Origin of the sequence: Xanthomonas sp., from assembly GCF_017163755.1 — a bacterium.
GTDB lineage: Bacteria > Pseudomonadota > Gammaproteobacteria > Xanthomonadales > Xanthomonadaceae > Xanthomonas_A.
The window spans coordinates 1-21,907 of sequence record NZ_JAFIWC010000023.1; the positions used below are offsets into that span (position 1 = coordinate 1).

Annotated in this window: 18 protein-coding genes; 5 read left to right on the forward strand and 13 right to left on the reverse strand. The window is 71.3% G+C overall.

The window, feature by feature from the left end:
- Positions 1-440 precede the first annotated feature (440 nt).
- Positions 441-2,129 carry an ABC1 kinase family protein gene (locus tag JR065_RS15390; RefSeq protein WP_206235183.1) on the forward strand — a complete coding sequence of 563 codons (1,689 nt, stop codon included), beginning with the start codon at positions 441-443 and terminating at the stop codon, positions 2,127-2,129.
- 62 nt (positions 2,130-2,191) lie between these two features.
- On the opposite strand, the gene JR065_RS15395 is transcribed toward JR065_RS15390, so the two are convergent.
- From JR065_RS15395 to JR065_RS15405, 3 genes are all read right to left on the reverse strand, one after another.
- Positions 2,192-2,599, reverse strand: a complete 408-nt coding sequence (locus tag JR065_RS15395) for a hypothetical protein (protein WP_206235184.1) — start codon at positions 2,597-2,599, stop codon at positions 2,192-2,194.
- A 73-nt stretch (positions 2,600-2,672) separates the two neighbouring features.
- A complete protein-coding gene (locus tag JR065_RS15400) occupies positions 2,673-5,093 on the reverse strand; it encodes a DUF3772 domain-containing protein (protein ID WP_343237281.1) in 2,421 nt (806 codons plus the stop codon).
- Between the two features lie 417 nt (positions 5,094-5,510).
- Complete coding sequence (locus JR065_RS15405; protein ID WP_206235185.1) at positions 5,511-6,551, reverse strand: NAD(P)H-quinone oxidoreductase; 1,041 nt, start codon at positions 6,549-6,551, stop codon at positions 5,511-5,513.
- Positions 6,552-7,165: 614 nt separating this feature from the next.
- Here JR065_RS15405 and JR065_RS15410 point away from each other — a divergent pair.
- Positions 7,166-8,245: a pirin family protein gene (locus JR065_RS15410; protein ID WP_206235186.1), complete on the forward strand. Its 1,080-nt coding sequence runs from the start codon at positions 7,166-7,168 to the stop codon at positions 8,243-8,245.
- Between the two features lie 507 nt (positions 8,246-8,752).
- Here JR065_RS15410 and JR065_RS15415 read toward each other — a convergent pair.
- Positions 8,753-9,301, reverse strand: coding sequence for a DUF4142 domain-containing protein (locus JR065_RS15415; RefSeq protein ID WP_206235187.1), 549 nt, complete (start codon positions 9,299-9,301; stop codon positions 8,753-8,755).
- 197 nt (positions 9,302-9,498) lie between these two features.
- Between JR065_RS15415 and JR065_RS15420 the strand changes: the two genes are divergently transcribed.
- Together JR065_RS15420 and JR065_RS15425 are read left to right on the forward strand one after the other, a co-directional pair.
- The gene (locus tag JR065_RS15420; protein WP_206235188.1) at positions 9,499-9,639 is read left to right on the forward strand and encodes a hypothetical protein; all 141 of its coding nucleotides are present in this window, start codon (positions 9,499-9,501) and stop codon (positions 9,637-9,639) included.
- Between the two features lie 97 nt (positions 9,640-9,736).
- On the forward strand, positions 9,737-10,477 hold the full coding sequence (locus tag JR065_RS15425) for a GntR family transcriptional regulator (RefSeq protein ID WP_206235189.1): 741 nt from the start codon (positions 9,737-9,739) through the stop codon (positions 10,475-10,477).
- Positions 10,478-10,595: 118 nt separating this feature from the next.
- On the opposite strand, the gene JR065_RS15430 is transcribed toward JR065_RS15425, so the two are convergent.
- The 9 genes from JR065_RS15430 to JR065_RS15470 all read right to left on the reverse strand — a co-directional run bounded on the left by JR065_RS15430 (position 10,596) and on the right by JR065_RS15470 (position 20,253).
- Positions 10,596-11,951, reverse strand: a complete 1,356-nt coding sequence (locus JR065_RS15430) for an SLC13 family permease (RefSeq protein ID WP_206235190.1) — start codon at positions 11,949-11,951, stop codon at positions 10,596-10,598.
- A gap of 130 nt (positions 11,952-12,081) precedes the next feature.
- Positions 12,082-13,002, reverse strand: a complete 921-nt coding sequence (mdcH, locus tag JR065_RS15435; protein WP_206235191.1) for a malonate decarboxylase subunit epsilon — start codon at positions 13,000-13,002, stop codon at positions 12,082-12,084.
- Positions 12,999-13,841 (reverse strand): triphosphoribosyl-dephospho-CoA synthase MdcB, encoded by an 843-nt coding sequence (gene mdcB, locus JR065_RS15440; protein ID WP_343237283.1) that lies wholly within the window; start codon positions 13,839-13,841, stop codon positions 12,999-13,001. The genes mdcH and mdcB overlap by 4 nt, the downstream gene beginning before the upstream one ends.
- A 359-nt stretch (positions 13,842-14,200) precedes the next feature.
- Complete coding sequence (gene mdcG, locus JR065_RS15445; RefSeq protein WP_206235193.1) at positions 14,201-14,848, reverse strand: malonate decarboxylase holo-[acyl-carrier-protein] synthase; 648 nt, start codon at positions 14,846-14,848, stop codon at positions 14,201-14,203.
- Entirely contained in the window at positions 14,841-15,545 is a 705-nt protein-coding gene (gene mdcE, locus JR065_RS15450; protein WP_206235194.1) for a biotin-independent malonate decarboxylase subunit gamma, read from the reverse strand. Before mdcE ends, mdcG begins: the two co-directional genes overlap by 8 nt.
- A complete protein-coding gene (locus tag JR065_RS15455; RefSeq protein WP_206235195.1) occupies positions 15,536-16,456 on the reverse strand; it encodes a biotin-independent malonate decarboxylase subunit beta in 921 nt (306 codons plus the stop codon). The genes mdcE and JR065_RS15455 overlap by 10 nt, the downstream gene beginning before the upstream one ends.
- 430 nt (positions 16,457-16,886) lie before the next feature.
- Positions 16,887-17,201 carry a malonate decarboxylase acyl carrier protein gene (mdcC, locus tag JR065_RS15460; protein ID WP_206235196.1) on the reverse strand — a complete coding sequence of 105 codons (315 nt, stop codon included), beginning with the start codon at positions 17,199-17,201 and terminating at the stop codon, positions 16,887-16,889.
- A 7-nt stretch (positions 17,202-17,208) separates the two neighbouring features.
- On the reverse strand, positions 17,209-18,852 hold the full coding sequence (gene mdcA, locus JR065_RS15465; RefSeq protein ID WP_206235197.1) for a malonate decarboxylase subunit alpha: 1,644 nt from the start codon (positions 18,850-18,852) through the stop codon (positions 17,209-17,211).
- 621 nt (positions 18,853-19,473) lie between these two features.
- Positions 19,474-20,253: an IclR family transcriptional regulator gene (locus JR065_RS15470; protein ID WP_206235198.1), complete on the reverse strand. Its 780-nt coding sequence runs from the start codon at positions 20,251-20,253 to the stop codon at positions 19,474-19,476.
- Between the two features lie 335 nt (positions 20,254-20,588).
- Between JR065_RS15470 and fucP the strand changes: the two genes are divergently transcribed.
- Positions 20,589-21,905: an L-fucose:H+ symporter permease gene (gene fucP / locus JR065_RS15475; RefSeq protein ID WP_206235199.1), complete on the forward strand. Its 1,317-nt coding sequence runs from the start codon at positions 20,589-20,591 to the stop codon at positions 21,903-21,905.
- Positions 21,906-21,907: the final 2 nt, after the last annotated feature.

Sequence of the window (21,907 nt, forward strand, 5' to 3'; positions counted from 1 at the left end):
TGTGGGAGCGACTTCAGTCGCGACGAACGGAACCTATCCAGCTCGCACCTGCAGGAGCGGTTTCAACCGCGACCAGACACAACGGCCAGATGGCGGGCTTCGGCCGCCGTCGGGACTGAAGCCCCTCCTACAACGCACCCAGCGAGCATGCCGCAAGCCACTGTGGGAGCGACTTCAGTCGCGACGAACGAAACCCGCCCAGTTCGCACCTGCAGGAGCGGTTCAACCGCGACTACAAACAACGGTCAGACCGCGGGCTTCGCCGGCCGCCGGGCTGAAGCCCCTCCTGCAGGCAACCGCCGACGCCCCGCAGCGCGCGTGGCCAGCCACCGCGCCCCCCCGCCCACCCGGCCGCAGCGAACGGTGCAGGATTCACCGGACGACGACCCGGCCGGCGCCACACTGGCCGCCGCAATCCCAGCCATTCCTGGAGCCCGACCTTGAGCGCGACGCCCGACGCGGAGACCACGCACGTGGTCGGCGGCCTCAGCCGCCGCACGCAGATCCTGCGCCTGCTGCTGCGCTACCGCAGCTCCGGCGTGTTCTCCGGCATGAACATCGATGCCATCGACGACGGCCACGAGGTGCCGGCCGAAGGCAGCCCCGAGCAGTTCGTCACCGACCTGGAAGCGCTGGGTCCCACCTTCGTCAAGCTCGGGCAGATGCTGTCCACGCGCCCGGACGTGGTGCCGCCGGAGTTCGCCACCGCGCTGGAACGGATGCAGGAGAACACCGCGCCGATCCCGGTGGAGCGGATCCGCGAGATCATCGAGCGCGAGCTCGGCGTGCCGGTCAACAAGGCCTTTTCCGAGTTCGACGACACCCCGCTGGGCAGCGCGTCGCTGGCGCAGGTGCACCGCGCGGCGCTGCGCGACGGCACCCCGGTGGCGATCAAGGTGCAGAAGCCGGAGATCGCCGCGCAGGTGCGCTCGGACCTGGAGGTGCTCAGGAGCTTCGCCAACGCCGCCGACAAGCTGACCGGCCTGGGCCGGCGCGTGCGCTTCGCCGACTGGCTCAGCGAGTTCGGCAAGGCGCTGATGGCCGAGCTGGACTACGAGGCCGAGGCGGAGAACCTGGCGCGCTTCGGCGAGCACCTGCAGCCGTTCCCGCTGCTGTGGGTGCCGCAGCCGATCTGGGACCTGTGCAGTCGCAAGGTGCTGACCATGCAGCTGGCCGAAGGGGTGCGCGTGGACAAGATCTCCGGGCTGCGCCGCACCGAGCAGCCGATGGACGATCTGGCTGCGGCGCTGGTGCGTGGCTACCTGGACCAGATGTTCGTGCATGGCGAGATCCACGCCGATCCGCATCCGGGCAACCTGCGCGTGCTCGCCGACGGGCGCCTGGCGATCTTCGACCTGGGTATGGTCGCGCACGTGCCGCCGAAGCTGCGCGAGCGCCTGCTCAAGCTGCTGTTCGCCGCGGTCGACGGCCGTGGCGAGGAAGTGGCCGAGGAGACCATCGCGCTGAGCACGCGCCTGGAGGACTACGACGAAGCCCGCTACCAGCGCGAGACCGGGCAGATGATCGCCCGCTACGCCGCCCACGACGCCACCTCCGAAGGCCGCGTGGTGCTGGACCTGGTGCGCATCGCCACCGCCAACGGCCTGCGCACGCCGCCGGAGCTGAGCCTGCTCGGCAAGACCCTGCTGAACCTGGAGGCGGTGTGCCGCGCGCTGTCGCCGCACCTGGACACGCGCGGCGTGGTCGAGGACCAGTTGCAGCACGTGATGCGCGCGCGGCTGAAGAAGTCGCTGTCGGCGGCCAACCTGGCCAGCGAGGCGATGGAGGTGCAGGCGCTGCTGCGCGAAGGCCCGCGCAAGCTGTCGGACATCCTGTCGCTGGTCGCCGACAACCGCATGCAGGTGCGCGTGGCCGGGCTGGAAGAATCGCACCTGATGGAGAGCCTGCAGAAGATCGCCAACCGCGTGGCGGCCGGCGTGGTCACCGCGGCGCTGATCCTGGCCTCGGCGCAGATGATGCGCATCGATACCGGCAGCACGCTGTTCGGCTACCCGACGATCGCGATGGTGCTGTTCCTGCTCGGCGTGGCGCTGGGCCTGGGCATCGTGGTCAGCGCGGTGCTGTTCGACCGCCGCACGCGGGTGCGCGAGGAGCGTGGCGGGCGGTAGGGGAGTCGGGACTCGGGACTCGGGACTCGGATTCCAGCGTCTCGGTCCGAACCGCTAAAAAGCTAGTCGATCCACTTGTTTTCGATGCACCAGCGCCGCACCTCGTCGATCAGGCTCGCGGACGCGTCCGCCAGGCCGGGCAGCGTCCTTTCGTACTTCTTCATGCTGGCTTCGAAGCCGCTGAAGAAGGCGTCGCCGATGATCCGGCGCTGCGCGCTGCGGTCTTTCTTGTGGGGAACGAAGCGCTCCTCATCCATGGATATATCCAGGACGAACAGCTTGCCCCGGGCGTAGTAGCGGCAGAAGGTTTTTCTCCCCAGGCTGCGCGGCAGGCAACGCAGGCAGATCCCCAGCTCCCAGTCGAGCGAGGGGTAGTGTTTCTCCGCGATCGCGTCCAGCGCGGTCAGCTCGTCGGCGATTTCGAATACGTCCGTCCAGCTCGGCGAATCCGAGGTCACGTCCAGCCGCATGCGCGCTTCCCAGTGGCGTTGCCGGGACACGGCTCCCGGCGGCGGCGATCGGCGAACGATGGGACGGGGCGCATCAGGGGTCGTCGCGCAGGATCCGCACCTCGTGCGGCGATTCCAGCGCGATGCCTTCGGTGCTCAGCCGTTGCAGCAGATCGAACAGCAGCTCGCTGCGGATGCCGTAGGTCAGCCGCGGGCTGGCGACGTAGGCGAAGCTGTTGAGCGAGACATGGCCGCTGGCGATGGAATCGATGAACACCGACGGCGCCGGGTCCTCGAGCACGCCCGGATGCGCGGCGTACAGCTCCAGCAGCAGCGTGCGCACGCGGCCCACGTCGGCGCTCAGCGACACCGCGAACTGGATCTGCACCCGTCCCAGCGGCCCGGCCAGGGTCATGTTGCGCAGGGTCTTGGTGATCAGCTCGGAGTTGGGCACGATCAGCGTGGAGCGGTCGCCGACCTGGATCTCGGTGGAACGCACGCTGATCTTGCGCACGTCGCCTTCCTGGTCGCCGATCTTGACCCAGTCGCCGATCTTCACCGGGCGCTCGGCCAGCAGGATCAGCCCGGACACGAAGTTCTGGGTGATCGACTGCAGGCCGAAGCCGATGCCCACCGACAGCGCGCTGACCACCAGCGCGATCTTTTCCACGCCGATGCCCAGCGCCGCCAGCGCCCACAGCGCGGCGAGCAGGATGCCGACATAGCGGGCCACCGTGCTGATCGAGTTGCGCGAGCCGTCGTCCAGCTCGGTCTTGGGCAGGTAGGTCTTGACCAGCCAGCCGTGCAGGTACTGCATCGCCGCCAGGCCGAGGATCAGCACCAGCACCGCGCGCACCACCGCGCCCGGATACAGCGTGGTCTCCTTGCCGAGCTTGATGCCGTCGGACAGCACCGAGAACCATTCGGTCACGGTGCTGACGTTGGAGCCGAACGGCATCAGCAGCGCGCCCAGGCCGATCAGCAGCAGCGCCACCCGCAGCACCGCCGAGGTCAGCACCCCGGCCTGGTCCAGGCGGCTGCTGCGCACGCCGAACGCGCCGCTGGCGGCACGGCCGATGCGCCCTTCGCTGGCGAACAGCCACAGCGCGAAGTCGTCGGCGAAGGTCATCAGCAGCCGCACCGCGCCGACGATCATCGTGATCCAGATGATCTGCCGGGTGATGAACAGGCCCAGGTGCAGGTAGCCCACCAGCGAGGCCAGCAGCGCCACCACCACCGCCGTCCTCACCAGCAGGCCCACCAGCGCCAGCGCGCCGCCGTGCTGCCCGGGCGGCGGCGGCTGGCCGTCCGCCAGCGCCTGCGCCGCGGCCTCGGCGTACTGCCGCCGCCGCAGCCGCGACAGGCTGGTCAGGATCGCCAGGATCAGCACCGCGTAGGCCAGCGCGATCACGCCGTCGGCGGCGATGGTCGCCGACTCGCTGGTGCGGCTGGCCCGGTTGATCACCAGCAGCATGCTGCTGACCCAGGCCAGCGCCGCGGTGGCCCAGGTGTACTTGCGCAGCCGCCGCGCGGTGGCGTCGTCGATCGGGAACAGCCGCCACGACGGCTGGTTCGGCAGCAGCACGCTGGCGCCGAGCGAGCCCATGAACGCGGCGGCGAAGCTGAACCAGACGAAGCCGCGCAGCACGATGTCCAGCCCTGCCGGCACCGCGCCCAGCCCGCGCAGGGTCTCGACCAGGGTCAGCGCCGCCAGGCCGGGGCTGAGCGTGCCCAGCAGCAGGAACCACAGCGCCAGCCCGGAGCGGCGCAGGCGGCTGCCCGGCGCGCGCGACATCGCATAGCGCTTGCCCAACCAGCGCAGCAGGTAGCGCAGCGGGAACAGCAGCAGCAGCGCGATCGCCACGCCGACGCCGAGCGCACCGGCGCCGTGCTCGTCCACCGCATCGCCGAGCGCCCGCGCGCCGAGACGATACAGCGCCAGCAGGCGCGCGCGGTCGGCGGGGAAATTGGTGGCGATCTGCTGCCACAGCGCCGGCGACAGCGGCGACGACGAGCGTCTCGACAACTCCTGGCTGAATTGCTCGGTTTGCGCGCGCTCGAGTTCTTCGCCCAGCTGCTTGGCCTCCATCGCCAGCAGCTTGCCGCGCTTGATGCCCGAGTCCAGCGGCGCGCGTTGCCGCGCCAGGTCCCTGCGCTGCGCGATGATGTCACGCGCCTCGTTGTCGACGGCCGGGCCGAGCTGCTGCAGCCGCGCATCGACCTGGCTCAGTTGCGGGGTCAGCGCGGCGACGGCCGCCTCGGCGTCGCGCTGCGCGTCGACCACGCGGCCGGCGAGCGCGCGCAGCGTGTCCTGGTCGTCGGCTGCGTCCATGCGTCGCTGCACGTCGTCCAGGGCCTGCTCGGCACGGGTCAGCAGCGCCTGCGGATCGGGCGCCTGGCTCTCCACCTCCGGTTGCGCCGACACCGATGCCGGCACCGCCAGCGCCAGCCACAGCAGCAGCAACGACCACCGCCACAGCGGCCAACGGGACAGGACGGGAAGACGCAGGCGCACGCGGTAACCGAAGGCAGGCGCGGACCACCGCGCGTGCGGGGCAATATACGGGCTGGCGCTTGAACAGAGCCAGCGCGGGCTTCGCTCCCGACGCGGCGGCCATCCCGACAGACTCCAGCCGACGCTCCGCGCAGTCCTGTAGGAGCGGCTTCAGCCGCGACGAACGAAGCGGCGGGCGCTGGCAGCGCTTGGGATTCCTGTCGGGCCTGAAGCCCCTCCTATAGCTTCCAGCCGGCACGCCGCGCAGCCCTGTAGGAGCGGCTTCAGCCGCGACGAACGAAGCGGCGCGGCCTCAGGCTTCGGACCGCCTGTCGGGGCTGAAGCCCTCCTGCGGTTATTCAGCCAGCAACCCGTGAAGCCCCTGTGGGAGCGACTTCAGTCGCGACGAACGAAGTAGTGCAGCCGGCAGGCTTCGGACTACTGCGCCCCCTGCGCCGCGCCCGCCTGCGTCAGCAGCACGATCTTGCCGATATGCGCGCTGGACTCCATCAGCGCGTGCGCCTGCGCCGCGTCGGCCAGCGGGAAGCTGCGGTCCAGCCGCGGCTTGACGGTGCCGCGCTCGAGCAGCGGCCATACCTGCTGTTCCAGTTCGCGCGCGATCGCCGCCTTCTCCATCACCGAACGCGCGCGCAGCGTCGAGCCGGTATGGGTCAGGCGCTTGGCCAGCAGCGGCATCAGGTCCAGCTCGCGCACCGTGCCGTGCTGGATGCCGATCTGCACGATGCGCCCTTCCAGCGCCGCGGCCTGGTAGTTGCGCGAAAGATAGTCGCCGCCGACCAGGTCGACGATCACGTCGGCGCCGCGTCCGCCGGTCAGCGCCAGGGTCTGCGCGACGAAGTCCTCGTCGCGATACAGGATCGCCGCGTCGGCGCCCAGCGCCAGGCTGGCCGCGCGCTTGTCCGCCGAGCCGACGGTGCTGATCACCCGCGCGCCGAACGCCTTGCCGAGCATCGTCGCCACGCTGCCGATGCCGGAGGTGCCGCCGTGCACCAGCAGCGTCTCGCCGGGTTGCAGGCGGCCGCGCTGGAACACGTTGGCCCACACGGTGAAGAAGGTCTCCGGCAGCGCCGCCGCTTCGGTCAGGCTCAACGGCGCCGGCACCGGCAGCGCGTTGCGCTCGTGCACCACCGCGTATTCGGCGTAGCCGCCGCCGGCGACCAGCGCGCAGACCCGGTCGCCGACCCGGTAGCGCTCCACGCCTTCGCCCAGCTGCACCACCTCGCCGGCGAACTCCAGCCCGGGCAGCGGCGAGGCACCGGGCGGCGGCGGATAGCTGCCGCGGCGCTGCATCACGTCGGGGCGGTTGACCCCGGCCGCGGCCACCCGCACCAGCAGTTCGCCGCGGCCCGGATGCGGCAGCGGCAGGCGCACCGGCACCAGCACCTCCGGCGCGCCGGGGCGGCAGATCTCGATCGCGGTCATCGAATCGGGGAGCGAAGCGGCGGAGGTCGGGGGCATGGCGGGAACCTGGGCAAAGGCGCAGCGCCACGCGGGCGCGAAACGCGGGGGAACCGCGATGATCGGCGTTCGCCGCGTTGCGGTCCGTGACGGTGCGCAGCGTTCCTTCCCGGCCAACACCGCCCACCCGGAATGAGGAATGCCGGGAAACCATGTGGGAGCGACTTCAGTCGCGACGGGCCTTCCCGGTAACACCTGTCGCGACTGAAGTCGCTCCCGCAGTTGTGCAATCGGCTTGGAGAGACCTCGCCAGCCGTCTGCCACCGCCTGTATCGCCTGTATCGCCTGCACCGCCTACGGCGTCGGCGTCGGCGTCGGCACGGCACGGTCGGCCTGCACCTGCCGCGCGTTCCGCTGCGCCTGCAGCGGCGGCAACGCGATCGCCCACAGGCAGCTTCGGCGGCGGCGGCAACCCGGCAGGCCCCACGCCGCCCGCGCAGTCCGTCGCCATCGAAGCGGCTGGCGCGCAGCGCCTGCGGGGACGGCAGCGCCGCGGCCGCGTTCCACGTGCGGGACAGGATGTCCTCCGCACCGGCCTTTCATTCCGCCGGGCCCGCGCCATATTCGATGGATTGCCGCTGCCTCCCAGCCGCGCCCGCACGAAGGACACCCTCATGACCGACCCCATCGTCCAGATCAAGCCGCTCGGCTTTCCATGGGACACCATCGACCCGTTCCTGTTCTGCGTCTATCACGACGACGCCTACCCCGCCGGCAACGGCGCAATGGGCCCGGCGGTGTCGCTCGAGGGCCGCGACATCGGGCAGGACTTCAGCCGCAAGGACGGCTGGAGCATGTATCACGGCAACGCCGTCCCCGGCTTTCCCGGCCACCCGCATCGCGGTTTCGAGACCGTGACCATCGTGCGCAAGGGCCTCATCGACCATGCCGACTCGCTCGGCGCGGCAGCGCGCTTCGGCGCCGGCGACGTGCAGTGGCTGACGGCCGGTGCCGGCATCGTCCATTCGGAAATGTTCCCACTGCTCGACACCGATGCGCCGAACCCGCTGGAACTGTTCCAGATCTGGCTCAACCTGCCGGCGCGCAGCAAGATGGCCGCGCCGCACTTCACCATGTTCTGGGCGCAGGACCTGCCGCGCTTCACCGCCACCGACGCCGCCGGCCGCAGCACCGACGTCACCTGCGTGGCCGGTCGCATCGGCCCGGTCGACGCCGCGCCCGGCACCGCCGGCGGCCCGCTCGCGCCGCCGCCGGATTCGTGGGCCGCGCAGGACGACGCCGACGTCGCCATCTGGACCCTCCGCATGGCGCCCGGCGCACGCTGGACGCTGCCCGCCGCGCAGGGCCGGGGCACGCGCCGCAGCCTGTACTTCTTCAAGGGCGCATCGGTGACCGTGGGCGGACGCGACGTGGCACGCCACGCCGCCATCGAATTGCGCGCCGATCAGGCAGTCGAACTGGTCAACGGCGATGCGGCCGCGAGCGAGTTCCTGGTGCTGCAGGGCCGACCGATCGCCGAGCCGGTAGTTCAGCACGGCCCCTTCGTGATGAACACCCAAGCCGAGATCGCACAGGCCGTGGCCGACTACCGTCGCACCCAGTTCGGCGGCTGGCCCTGGAAGGACGAGGCGCCGGTGCACGGAAGCGATCCGGACCGCTTCGCGCGGCACCCGGACGGGCGCGAGGAGCGCCCGGTGCCGCGCGCGGCAGCTGCGGACATCGCGGACGGTTAACGGTAGAGGTGGTTTCCCTGGCCAATGGCTGCGGAAACGTAGCGCGCTGCGCTTCGCGTACCCGGTCCGCGAGACGCTTCGCGCCGTACCCTCACCCCAACCCCTCTCCCGGCGGGAGAGGGGCTAGGCTGTTCCCTTCTCCCATCGGGAGAAGGTGCCCCGCAGGGGCGGATGAGGGTACGGGCGCAGCCTCATGCTCCCAACTCAGCGAGATGCTTCGCGCCACCCTCACCCCAACCCCTCTCCCGGTGGGAGAGGGGGCTAGGCTGTTCCCTTCTCCCATCGGGAGAAGGTGGCCCGTAGGGCCGGATGAGGGTACGGGCGCAGCCTCGTGCACCCAAACTCCGCGAGACGCTTCGCGCCGGACCCTCACCCCAACCCCTCTCCCGGTGGGAGAGGGGCTAGGCTGTTCCCTTCTCCCATCGGGAGAAGGTGCCCCGTAGGGGCGGATGAGGGTACGGGCGAAAGCCTCGCGAAAGCCTCGCGTAGATCCATGCGGTAGCGCCCTCAGTAACGCGCCGACGCCAGCGCCTGCGCGCGCTCCAGTTGCTCGGCGATGCGCTTGCGCGCCTGCTGCAGTTCCTGCCTGGTCGCGTCCTGCTGCGCCGCCGGCACCAGTTCGGCGTCGATCACCGCCAGCGCATCGGAGTAGCTGCGCACCATCGTCGCGGTGTAGGCGTTCATGTACGCCGACTCGTCCTTTTCCTGATCCAGCGCCTGCAATTGCGCCCGGCCCTTGGCCGCCTGCGCGGCGATCTTCTCCGCATCGCCCGGCCCGCCCTTGCCGGCGTCCGCGGCCGCGGCGCCCTGGTGCGCGGCGACCACCTCGCGGGCGAAATCGGCGACGCTGCCGGCGACGTTGCGCGACAGCGCCTGTTGCGACAGCGCCACCGCATTGCCTTCCAGCACCTGCAGCATCGCCTTGGCCGAGGCGTCGCCGCTGATCGGAGCACGCCCGCTTTCGCCGCCGACCGGCGCGGCGGTGGGCGCCGGCGAGGTCGCCGGCGCGGTGCGCGACGCCTGGTCGCCCGGCTTGCCGCAGCCGCTCAGCGCCACGGCGGCCAGCGCCGCGAGGATCGGAAGCCGGGTCGTGATGAGCCTCGGGGTCGTGGGGTACTCCTGGTCTGCCAGTGCCTACCTTGCCCAGGCAGCGCGCAAACCTGCGTGAACCGCTGCGCTTTTCGTAACGCGGTCTCGACGCGGCCAGGCGCATGCAGTGGTCTGCCGCAACCGCGGCATCGTGGAGACCGCACATGGCCAACAACGAGAAAACCGGCGCCAAGGCCGGCAAGGCTGCGTCCAAGGTGCTCAAGGACGGACGCACCGGCAAGGACAGCAAGACCGCCGCAGGATCGGCACTGTCGCAGCGTCCGGACAAGAACAAAGGCAAATAGACGGCGCCGGCGGGAAATGCCGCAGCGGCAGCGTTTCCCGCCGGCCGCTAGAATGCCGCTATCGCCATCACAGGCTGCAGAGCGTTTCGATCCGCCGATGACCCTTGCGCCCGACACCCGCACACCGCGCAAGCGCGTGGCGCTGTACGAAGACGTGGCCGAACGGCTGCGGCAGAAGATCTACGACTACGTGCTGCCGCCGGGCGAGTGGATCGACGAGCCGGCGCTGGTCGAGGAGCTCGGCATCAGCCGCACGCCGCTGCGCGAGAGCCTGAAGCTGCTCGCCGCCGAAGGCCTGGTGCAGATCGAGCCCGGCCGCGGCGCGCGCGTGACCCGGCTGAACCTGGAGGACCTCAACGAGCTGTTCCCGGTGATGGCGTTGCTGGAGGGCCGCTGCGCCTACGAGGCGGTGCGCAAGGTCGACGCCACCGGGCTGGCGCGGCTGGAAGCGCTGCATGCGCGGATGGAACAGGCCGCGAGCGAAGGCGACTTGGCCGAGTACTACCGGCAGAACTACCTGATCCACGAGTCGGTGCAGGAATTCGCCGGCAACCCCTGGCTGATCCGGGTCACCCACGACCTGCACCGCATCCTCAAGATGCACCGCGGCCGCCAGTTGCTCGCGCCCGGGCGCCTGCAGCAGTCGCTGTCCGAGCACCGCGAACTGATGGAGTGCTTCCGCCGCCGCGACGCCGAAGCCGCCGAGCGCACCATGAACCGCCACCTGCGCAGCCAGGGCAACGCCCTGGCGATGTACGTGGCCGCCGGCGGCAAGCTCAACGTGCCGGCGCCGTTGCCTAGTGGGCGGGACTCGGGACTTGGGACTCGGGACTCGTAGAGGCGGCGCTCTCGCGGAAAGCCACACAAAAAACGCCGTCCCTTGGGGCGGCGCTTCTTTGTTCAACGCGTGGCGAACCAGGAGCCGCGATCGGCGGCGGCTCCCCGGTCTGCGGGCCTCACATCCACCCCGGCACCACCAGCAACAGCCACGCCAGCAGCGGGCCGAAGACGACCACCAGGCCGCTGTAGACCAGGAAGCGCTTGTACAGCGACTCGCGCTCGTCCGGGGCGGCCGAGGCCACCACCAGCGCGCCGTTGGTCGAGAACGGGCTCACGTCCACCACCGTGGAAGAGATCGCCAGCGCGCAGATCACCCCGGCCGCACCGAGATGGCCCTGCATCAGGAACGGCACCGCCAGCGGGATGGTCGCGCCGAGCACCGCCGCCGAGGACGCGAACGCCGAGACGATGCCGCCGACGTAGCACACCAGCAGCGCGCCGAGCAGCGGGATGCCGATGCTGGACACGCCGTTGCCGATGTAGTCCACCGCCCCGCTTTCCTGCAGCACCGCCACGTAGGTGACCACGCCGCTGATCAGCAGCACGGTCGACCAGCTGATGCCGTCCACCGCGCCCTTCTGCGCCTTGGGCGACAGCAGCGCCAGCACCACCGCCACGGTGATCGACACCAGGCCGACGTTGAGGTTGTAGATCAGCGAGGCCACGCCCAGGCCGAGCAGGCCGATCAGGGTCAGCACGCGGTCGCGGCTCAGGCCCACCGCTTCCAGCGCGACCGGATTGGTCGACAGGGTGCCGCCGCCGGCGGCCAGCAGCGCGCCATGGCCTTCGATGGCGAACTGCCGGTGCGAGGACTCGTCGCCCACCGGCACGTACTCGGCGGTGGCCAGCGACGGCGCCGCGCCGCGCCGCAACAGCGCCAGCCCGCCGAAGGCGAAGAAGCAGATCAGCGCCATCAGCAGGTTGAAGCCCAGGCTGGTCAGGAACACCGCCATCTCGGTGACGTCCAGCCCGGCCTTTTCCACCACCTTGTTGGTGATGCCGCCGTACACGCTGATCGGCGAGAAACCGCCGGCCTGCGCGCCGTGGATCACCAGCAGGCCCATCAGCAGCGGATTGATCCGGTACTGCTTGGCGAAGCGCAGCGCCACCGGACCGATGATCGCCACCGCCGCCGGTCCCAGCGCGCCGAATGCGGTCAGCACCGCGGTGACCACGAACATCACCCACGGGATCGCCACGATCTTGCCGCGGACCGCGCGCACCGCCCAATGCACCAATAGATCGATGGTGCCGTTGTTGCGCGCGATCGCGAACAGGTAAGTGATGCCGACCAGGGTCAGGAACAGGTCGCCCGGGAACCCGGCCAACACCTCCTTGCCGTCCATGCCGACCCACACGCCTCCGACGATGAAGGCCAACGCGAACGCGACCGCGCCCATGTTGACCGGCAATGCCGTGGCGACGATGAACATGACGACCAACCCGATGATCGTCGCGATTTGTGGACTCATGCGCCCTCCCGAGCTTGCTTGATCCGTACCTGCCTCGAGTGGCCACCCGCCACCCTGGGTCGATCGCCCTCACCCGCACGCCGCAGCCGCCCGTGTTCGCCGCGCGGCCGCTGCCTGCGCACCGCGGCGCTCAGTCCAGCCGCGCCTGCGCCTGCCGCACCCAGGCCGCCGCCGCCGCCAGGCTGCCGAACTCCTCCACCGAACGCGCCTGGCACTGCGGCGCCAGCTCGCGCGCGATGCGCGCCAGCGCGCAGCCCGGGCCCAGTTCCAGAAACACCCGCGCGCCGCGCTCGACCGCCTGGCGCATCGTGCCGGCCCAGTCCAGCGTGGTGGCCAGCTGCGCCGACAGCGCGGCGATGGCGTCGGCGCGCCCGCCGATGCGGTGGCCGTCGGTGCCGGCCAGCAGCGGCAGCCGCGGCGCGGCGATCGGCGAATCGCCCAGCACCGCGGCGAAGGCCTGCGCGGCCGGCGCCAGCAGCGGCGTATGCGAGGCCACCGCCACCGGCAGCCGCGTCGCCCGCGCGCGCTGCGCGCGCGCCTCGCGCTCGCCGCGCAGCAGCGCATCGCCGTGGCCGCCCAGGATCACGTGGTCCTCGCCGTTGACGATCGCCAGGTACAGCCCGGTCTGCGCGCACAGCGCCTCGGCCTCGCGCCGCCGCAGTCCCTGCACCGCGATCAGGCCGTCGCCATCGCGGCTGGCCGCGTCCATGCGCTGTGCGCGCTGCGCGGCCAGCGCCAGGCAGCTGCCGGCATCGAGCCCGCCGGCGACCGCATGCGCGGCCAGCTCGCCGATGCTGTAGCCGAGCACCAGCGACGGCGCGGGCAGCTGCGGCGCCAGCGCCGCCCAGTTGGCCAGCGTGGCGGCGCAGACCAGCGGTTGCGCGAGCGCGTTGTCGTAGCGCCGGTCCTCGCCCGCCAGCGCCAGCGGATCGGCGCCCAGCACGCGCGCCGCCGCGTCCAGCACCGCCGCGGCCGCCGGCACGTCGGCGACATAGCCGAACATCGCCGGATGCTGCGCGCCCTGCCCCGGACATAGCAGCGCCAGGCTCACGCGCGCTCCTGGCGGTGCAGGAACCACGCGCAGGCGAGCAGGTCGGCGCTGCCGCCGGGACTGAGCCGGCGCGCCACGAACGCATCGCCGATCGATGCCAGGCGCGCCGGCCAGCCATCGCGCGCGGCGCCGCCGGCGGCCAGGAACGCCCGCGCGCTGCGTTGCGCGAACGCCAGGCCGGCGCGCCCGCCGCGGTGCAGCAGGTTCAGGTCATCGGTATGCGCGATCAGGTTCATCAGCGTCTGCGCCAGCGCCGCGCGTTCGTCCAGCCCGGCCTGCAGCGCGCCACGCAGCGCCGGCAGCGCATGCCCGCGCAGCAGCGGGAAACCGGCCGCGGCCTGTTCGCGCACGCCGGCCACGCCATGCGCGCGGCGCATGCGCTGGCCATGGCTGTGCGGGTCCAGCGGCGCGTCCAGCAACGCCTCGCGCCAGCGGCCGACCGTGGCGCAGACCGCTTCCGCGCGCGGCGGGGTGGCCGCGTGCGTGCGCAGCCGCGCCGCCGCGGCGACCAGCAGGCCCAGGCTGAAGATCGCGCCGCGATGCGTGTTGACGCCGCCGGTGGCGCGCAGCATCGCGCGTTCGGCGGCGATGCCCAGCGCGCGCAACGCGGGGAAGGCGTCGTCGCGTGCGCCGGCGGCGGCGATCGCGACGAAGTAGCCGCGCAACGCGAACAGGCTGCGCAGGAAGGTGGACGCGTCCATGTCGTCGTGGCTGCCGCGGTCGAACGGCGTGACCAGCCCCGGCTTCGGCGCGCAGGCCAGTTCGGCGTGCAGGCTGGCGACGGCGAGGCGGCCGAGGCGCTGCGGCGTGGCCGCGGCGTGAACGGACGCGTTGGCTATCGCGTTCGTTGCGGCCGATCGCGCGAGACCGGCCGCGTGCGCTGCAGGAGCAGTTCCGGGTGGCCTGGGGCCATCGGCCCCGGCCGCTTCCGGGGCCGGAAATATCGCCGCTTCGTTGGTCGCGGCTGAAGCCGCTCCTACAGGAACTGGCGTGGGTTGGGTTCCCTGCACTGTAGGAGGGGCTTCAGCCCCGACCGCTTCCGGGACAGGAAACATCGCTGCTTCGTTTGTCGCGGCTGGAGCCGCTGCTGCAGATGCAGGTGGATAGCTGGGCAGGTGCGCCGACGCGGCGACGTCGGACGCGACGACCGGTGCGGCGAATCCGTCGCGCTCTCCGCCGCGCGGCACCTGCAGGTCCATCATGCCCCCCACGCCTGCAACAGTGCGGCGCGCGGTTGCAGCCGGCAATCGCGCAACGCCTTGACCAGCAGCTGGGCGCTGCCGCCGGCCAGTTCGCGCCAGCTCACCGCGCGGCCGTCGGGCAGCAACAGTTCGCCATCGGCGCGGCGGCCGTGGCGCTGCTCCCACTGTGCCAGCTGCGCGAGCAGCGCGCGCGCCTGGGCCGGCGCCGGCACCTGCCACAGCAGGTCGATATCCGAACCGACATGCACGTAACGCAGCCCGGTCAGCGCCTGCCACGCGAACGCGCCGAACACGCGCGGCTGCAGTTCCAGCCCGTCGCCGAGCGCCTGCAGGTCCTGCAGCGGCGCCTGCCAGTCCGCCGGCGCATGCCGGCGCACCTCGTCCAGCGCCAGCGGCGCGCGCCGCCGCACCACGCTGATGCGCGGCGCCGACAGCGACAGGCGCTGCTTGTCCTCGGCCGGCGGCAGCGGCACGCCCAGGCGCAGGTGGTCATCGGCATCGGCCGGATCGTGGCGCGCGACGATCGCCGGATGGCCGGCGTCGAACCATGCCTGCAGCCGCGCCTGCGCGCCGGGCGTGCGCGGCTGCCAGGGCGCGCCGGCGTCCAGCCAGACCAGGTCGTGCCGGGCGTAGCCCTCAGTCATGTCCGGCGGCCACCTGCGCGGCGATCGACGCGGCCAGGGTGCGGCCGCCGCGCTCGGCGCCCAGCCGCGCGCGCGCATCGCCGTGCAGCGGCGCCTGCAGCGCGTCGGTCAGCGCGGCGGCCAGGTCGCCCTGCCACAGCGCCTGCACCGCGCCCATCGCCACGTAGTTCTCCACGCCCGGCGCGAACACCGGCGAGCTCAGGCTCAACGCCTGCAGTTTTTCCAGCGGCTGCTTGGTGACCCGCGCCATCGCGCGCAGGTCCATCACCCGCACCTGCGCCTCGGGCAGCGCGTAGATCGCATCGGCCATCAGCCCGAAGGACAGGAAGCCGCCGCTGACCGACTCGCCGTAGACCAGCGACAGCAGCCGCGCGCCGCGGCGCCGCGCCAGGTCCAGGCATTGCGCCAGGTGGCCGAAGTAGCCGTTGATCGCCAGCAGTTCGTCCTTGCGCGACGGCCGCTGTCCGGCGGTGTCCACCAGCATCACGATCGGCCGCTGCGGATGCGCGCGGGTGCTGTCCAGCACCGTCGCCGCCAGCGCCAGCGCGTGCTCGATGCCCACCTCGAGCTTGTCGGCGGTGCCGATCACGGTGACCTCGCCGAGCGCGGTGGTCGCGCTGCCGCCGATCACCCCGCCATCGACGCGCACGGCGTGGCCGAGCGGGAACATTCGTTCGAGCAGCGTCGTCAGCTCCATGGCAGGCTCCGGTTCGCGACCGCGGCGAGGAAGGCGTCGGTGTCCAGCAACGGCAGCTTCTCGGCGTCGGCGATGCCCTGCCGCCGCCAGATGTCCAGGCCGTCGCGGCAGTCGCCATAGGCGTCCAGGCGCTTGCGCAGCCTGTCGTGTTCGGCGGCGATGCGCGCCAGGCCGTCGTCGGCGTCGGCGTCGGGCGCGGACAGCGCGGCGATGGCCGCGGCGCGGAACGCCTCGATTGCGTCGGCGACCAGCGTCTGCGCCTCGCCCAGCAGGTAGCGGTGCTTGCCGCCAGTGACGCGCCATACCAGCGCGCGGTCGCGCGAGTCGAATTCCTCCACGCCGCGCACGGTCTCGATCACTTCCGGGCCGGACAAGGCCAGCCGCCCTTCCTCGGACATGATGATGCGGCTGCAGCAGCGGCTGACGATGCCCATGCCGCCGAAGCAACCGTTGCCGCTGCCGATCAGCGCCAGCACCGGCACGCCGGCGGCGCGCGCGTCCAGCGTGGCGCGCATGATCTCGGAGATCGCGATCAGCCCGGCGTTGGCTTCGTGCAGGCGCACGCCGCCGGTGTCGGGCAACAGCAGCACCGCGTCGGGCCTGCTCGCGGCCGCGCGCTGCAGCAGGCCGGTGAGCTTGGCCCCGTGCACTTCGCCGACCGCGCCGCCCATGAAGTGGCCCTGCTGCGCGGCGATCAGCACGCCACGCCCGTCGAGCCGGCCTTCGCCGACGACGATGCCGTCGTCGAACGCGCCGGGCTGGTCCAGCTGCGCCAGGTGCGGGCTCATCGCGCGCTGGCGCGGGCCCAGGAATTCGTGGAACGAACCGGAATCGAGCAGCCCGGCGATGCGTTCGCGCGCATCGGCCTCGTAGAAGCTGCGCGGGCGGCGGTGGTTGGGGATCGCGCTCATGCGCAGCTCCGGTGTGGGCGACGCGCGCGCGCGGCGGGCGTCGCGGAATGGTCGTTGGCGGCGGCGACGTCTTCCGCAGGAGCGGCTCTTGTCTCCTTTTCGGGATCAGCCGCGACGAACGCAGCCACCCTGTCGCCGGCTGCGGACACGGTCGGGGCTGAAGCCCCTCCTACAGGAAGAAACCGAACGGAATCACCTGTGGGAGCGACTTCAGTCGCGACGAGCGAAGCCCGGACAGCGGCCGCCGCGGTTGGCTTCGGAACCGACGCGCCTCCCGCAAGGGCAGCGCGCCGGGTGGGAGCGGCGCCTGTGCGCTTTTCGGGATCAGCCGCGACCAACGGAGCCGAGACGTTCCAGGCTGCGGACATAGTCGGGGCTGAAGCCCCTCCTACAGGGAGCGCTGCGATTGCGGACGTCGGGACTGGACGCATCACCCGCCCTCCTGCAAGGCTTCCACCGCCTGGTCCAGGCGCAGGCTGACCACCGCCGGCGTCGCGCCGACGTCGTTGATCGAGATGCGCACGTCGCGCAGCGGATGGCGCGCGGCGAAATCGTCCAGCACCGCCTGCCAGATGTCGCCGAAGCCGTGCGCGGCGGTGACGATGTCGATCTGCATCGCCCCGTCCAGGTCCTGCGGTTCGATCAGCACTTCCAGGTTGCCCGAGGACACCACGCCGACCAGCACGTGGTCGAGCCGGCCGTTGGGCGCGTTGCGCCCGTCGTAGCGATAGCGAAGGGTTTCCATGTCGGCCCTACCAGTTGCGGAATCGTTGCGGCGGGTCGTACAGCCCGCCGGACCAGCGCACCAGATCCTTGACGCTGCGCGCGGCCAGCAGGTCGCGGCTGGCATCGCGCACGCGGATGCCGAGGTCTTCCGGGCGGCGGATCACGCCGCGGTCGCGCAGGTTCTCCACCGCGCGCCTGTCGCGGCCCAGGCCCACCGCGGTATAGCCGGCCACGCCGCGGATCGCCTGCTCGCGTTCCTCCGGCGTGCGGCACAGCAGCAGGTTGGCGATGCCTTCCTCGGTCAGCACGTGGCTGACGTCGTCGCCGTAGATCATCACCGGCGGCAGCGGCATGTTCGCGCGCTCGGCCAGCTCCCACGCATCGAGCCGGTCGACGAAGGCCGGCGCCATGTGTTCGCGGAAGGTCTCCACCATCTGCACCACCAGCTTGCGCCCGCGCGGCATCTCGCCCGGCCGCGCCGCCTCGCGCCCGGCCTTGAGCCAGGCGCTGCTGGCGTGGCGGCGGCCGCGCGCGTCCGAGCCCATGTTGGGCGCGCCGCCGAAGCCGGCGATGCGGTCGCGCGTGGCGGTGGAACTGTTGCCCTGCAGGTCGATCTGCAGCGTGGAGCCGATGAACATGTCGCAGGCGTACAGGCCGGCGGTCTGCGAGAACGCGCGGTTGGAGCGCATCGAGCCGTCGGGGCCGGCGAAGAACACGTCGGCGCGCGCGGCGATGTACTTCTCCATGCCCAGCTCCGAGCCGAACGAGTGCACCGACTCGACGAAGCCCGACTCGATCGCCGGGATCAGCGCCGGATGCGGATTGAGCGCCCAGTGCCGGCAGATCTTGCCGCGCAGGCCCAGCGATTCGGCGTAGGTCGGCAGCAGCAGCTCGATCGCCGCGGTGTCGAAACCGATGCCGTGGTTGAGCCGGTCCACGCCGTACTCGGCGTAGATGCCCTTGATCGCCATCATCGCCATCAGCACCTGGATCTCGGAGATCTGCGCCGGATCGCGGGTGAACAGCGGTTCGATGTAGTGCGGGCGCGGCGCCTGCACCACGTAGCCGACCCAGTCGGCGGGGATGTCCACGCGCGGCAGCGTGTCGACGATCTCGTTGACCTGGGCGATGACGATGCCGCCCTTGAACGCGGTGGCCTCGGCGATCACCGGCGTGTCTTCGGTGTTCGGCCCGGTGTACAGGTTGCCGTGGCGATCGGCGGCCTGCGCGGCAACCAGCGCCACGCGCGGGGTCAGGTCGATGAAGTAGCGTCCGAACAGCTCCAGGTAGGTGTGGATCGCGCCGATCTCGATGCGGCCGTCGGCCACCAGCTTGGCCAGGCGCAGCGCCTGCGGGCCTGAGAAGGAGAAGTCCAGGCGCTGGGCGATGCCGCGTTCGAACACGTCCAGGTGCGACGGCAGCGCCAGCACCGATTGCAGCATGTGCAGGCCGTGCACCCGCGCCGGGTCCACCTCGGTCAGGCACTGCGCCAGGAAGTCGGCCTGCTTCTGGTTGTTGCCTTCCAGGCACACCCGGTCGCCCGGCTCGATCACCGCTTCCAGCAGCGCCACCGCGTCGCTGGCCTGCACCAGGCGTCCGCGCGCGAGCCCGGCGCCGCGTTGCATCCGTTGCCGGCGGTTGTCGGCCAGCGTGTTCCAGTCGTCAGGCATAAGGCGTCCCGTGGGATAGGCGAGGCCCCGCGGCAGCGGGGCGTCCAAGATCGTAATTACGGTATAATTATGACGCTGTGACAATGCACGCTGCGGTGCAGCAGCACGCCGCTGCCTGGCAGAGTCGCCGGTGCCGTCGAGCCACCGCGCTGTAGTGCGCGCCGCACAGGTCGCCAGTGCCGACGCACGGAACGCTTCCAAGGCGGTGGCGCGGATCCATCACCTTGTCGATCGGCCGCCACTCCCTTGTCGCCGGACTGGATCGTGTCGCTGCGGTGGCGCGCCGCGCGTAGCTGTCGTGCAGGCCTGGACTGATCTGGAAACGCCGGGCCTCCATGAGTGGGGGCGTGGCATCGACCAGCTGCGAAACCAGGCGCGGTCGATGATCGCGACCATCCCCTCGATGCGTACGCCTTGCGCAGGCCTGGCGACTGCTGCCACGGCCATGGCTGGTTTGGCCATCGCTCCCATCGCACGCGGCGCTGCCGCCTGCTGCACCTCCGTGCGCATGAGCGCTGGTCGCTGCGCGGGGGGCGCGCACGCGTGCAACCGGTGCAGGACCCGTGGCGCCGGCCGGCGCTGCGCCGAGCCGCGCAGGCTGGCGACGGACCGGAACCGCTACTAGCCCGCGCCGCCGCGTGGCGGGCTGTACATCAGCGCGCGGGTGATCTCGGCGGCGGCATCGCATACCGCCTGCATCGCCGCCTGCGCGTCGATCTGCTGCGGGCGGCGCTCGATGAAGGGCACGGTCAGCGTGTAGGTGGCGCTGCCGTGCTGCAGGATCGGCGCGGTCAGGTCGATCACGCCGACCACCGCCTCGCTGGCGTGGATGCTGTAGCCCACCTCGTGCACCTGCCGCGCGGCGGCGACGAAGGCCTCGCGGTCGTAGGCCACGTCGCCGGCGTCCAGGCGCTCGAGCAGGCGCGCCTGCGCGTCGGCGTGCTGGAACGCGAACAGCACCAGGCCCGACGTGGAATGGGCCAGCGGACGGCGATGGCCGGGGCGTACCACCAGGCCCAGGTCGCTGGGCACGTCCATCTGCGCGATCACCACGATCTGGTCGTCCGACGGCGCCACCAGATGGCACGGCTGGCGGATCGCCTCGGCCAGCCGGCGCATCACCGGCAGCGCCACCTCGGTGACGTTCTGCACCTGCGGCTGCTGCATGCCGAGCATGAACAGGCGGTTGGTCAGCACGTAGCCGCCCTCGCCCGGGCCCTTGGTCAGGTAGCCGCGTTCCTCCAGCACCTGCAGCATGCGGAAGATCTCGCCGCGCGAGCGGCCGATGCCCTGCGAGATCTCGCTCATCGTCATCGGCCGCCCATCGCGCGCCAGCAATTCGAGAATATCCAGGCCCTTGTCGAGGGCGGGCGCGCGGTACTTGGGCGCGGGCGTGGTCATCCTGTGGGGGCCCCTGTGGTTCTGGTGGGCGCTAGGGTACAGGGAATGCCCGCCGCGGGACGCGGGGTCGCGTTCGCCCGCCAGGCCCTCCGCGACAGGCGCGGCAACAGGCGCATGAGCGCCGGGATCGGCGCGGTGTCGTCGCTGCGCGGTCGCGCCCGTGGTCGTGGTCGTGCCGCAAGCTGGCGGGCATGCTGGGCAACCGGTGCGTGCAGCGACGCCGCCCATCGCGGACATGCAAATATGAACACTAATTTTATATTTGCATGGCGTGGTCGCGCGCAGTACGCTCCGCCGACAATCCAACGCGGCACACCTTGGGAGGGGTAGGCGGCATGCACTACAGCAGCGACACCGCGACAGCGGCGCCCGGCAGCCTGGCGCGTACGGCCATCCTGCCGCTGGTGCTGATCGTCAGCCTGTTCTTCCTCTGGGGCATGGCGAACAACCTCAACGACATCCTGATCAAGCAGTTCAAGAAGGCCTTCGAGCTGTCCGACCTGCAGGCGGGGCTGGTGCAGAGCGCGTTCTACCTGGGCTACTTCGTGTTCGCGATCCCCGCGGGCATGTTCATGCGCCGCTACAGCTACAAGGCGGCGGTGGTGCTCGGGCTGCTGCTGTACGCCACCGGCGCGTTCCTGTTCTATCCGGCCGCGCAGGTGCATACCTACGGGCTGTTCCTGCTGGCGCTGTTCGTGATCGCCAGCGGCCTGGCGTTCCTGGAGACCACCGCCAACCCGCTGGTCACCGTGCTCGGCCCGGCCGACGGTGCGGCGCGGCGCCTGAACCTTGCGCAGGCGTTCAATCCGCTAGGCTCGATCACTGGCGTGCTGATCGGCCAGCACTTCATCCTCTCGGGCGTGGAGCACACGCCGCAGCAGCTGGCGGCGATGGCGCCGGCGGCGCGCGAGGCGTTCTTCGCCGCCGAATCGGCGGCGGTGCAGACGCCGTACCTGATCATCGGCGCGGTGGTGGTGCTGTGGGCGCTGCTGATCGCGTTGACGCGGTTTCCGACCACCCGCGACGAGCACATCGGCGCCGGCGACACCGCCTACTTCGGGCCGCTGCTGCGCAACGGACGCTTCGTGTTCGCGGTGGTCGCGCAGTTCTTCTACGTCGGCGCACAGGTCGGCATCTGGAGCTACCTGATCCGCTACCTGCAGGACGCGGTGCCGGGCACGCCGGAGAAGACCGCGGCCGGTTTCCTCACCGTGTCGCTGGTGCTGTTCATGGCCGGACGCTTCATCGGCACCGCGCTGCTGCGCTACGTGGCGCCGGCGCGGCTGCTGGGCGTGTTCGCGCTGCTCAACCTGCTGCTGTGCGGCGTGGCCATCGCGCTGCCGGGCTGGATCGGGCTGTACGCGCTGGTCGCCAGCAGCCTGTTCATGTCGGTGATGTTCCCGACCATCTTCGCGCTGGGGCTGGACGATCTGGGCGACGACGCGCGCAAGCTCGGCTCGTCGCTGATCGTGATGTCGATCATCGGCGGCGCGGCGCTGACCGCGCTGATGGGCTGGGTGTCGGACCTGGTCGGCATCCACTGGGCGATGGCGGTGCCGGCGCTGTGCTTCGCGGTGATCCTGGGTTTTGCCGGCTACGTGCTGGCAAGGGCCAGGCGCGCGCGCGCCGCCCCCGCGCCTGCCGGAGCCTGAGC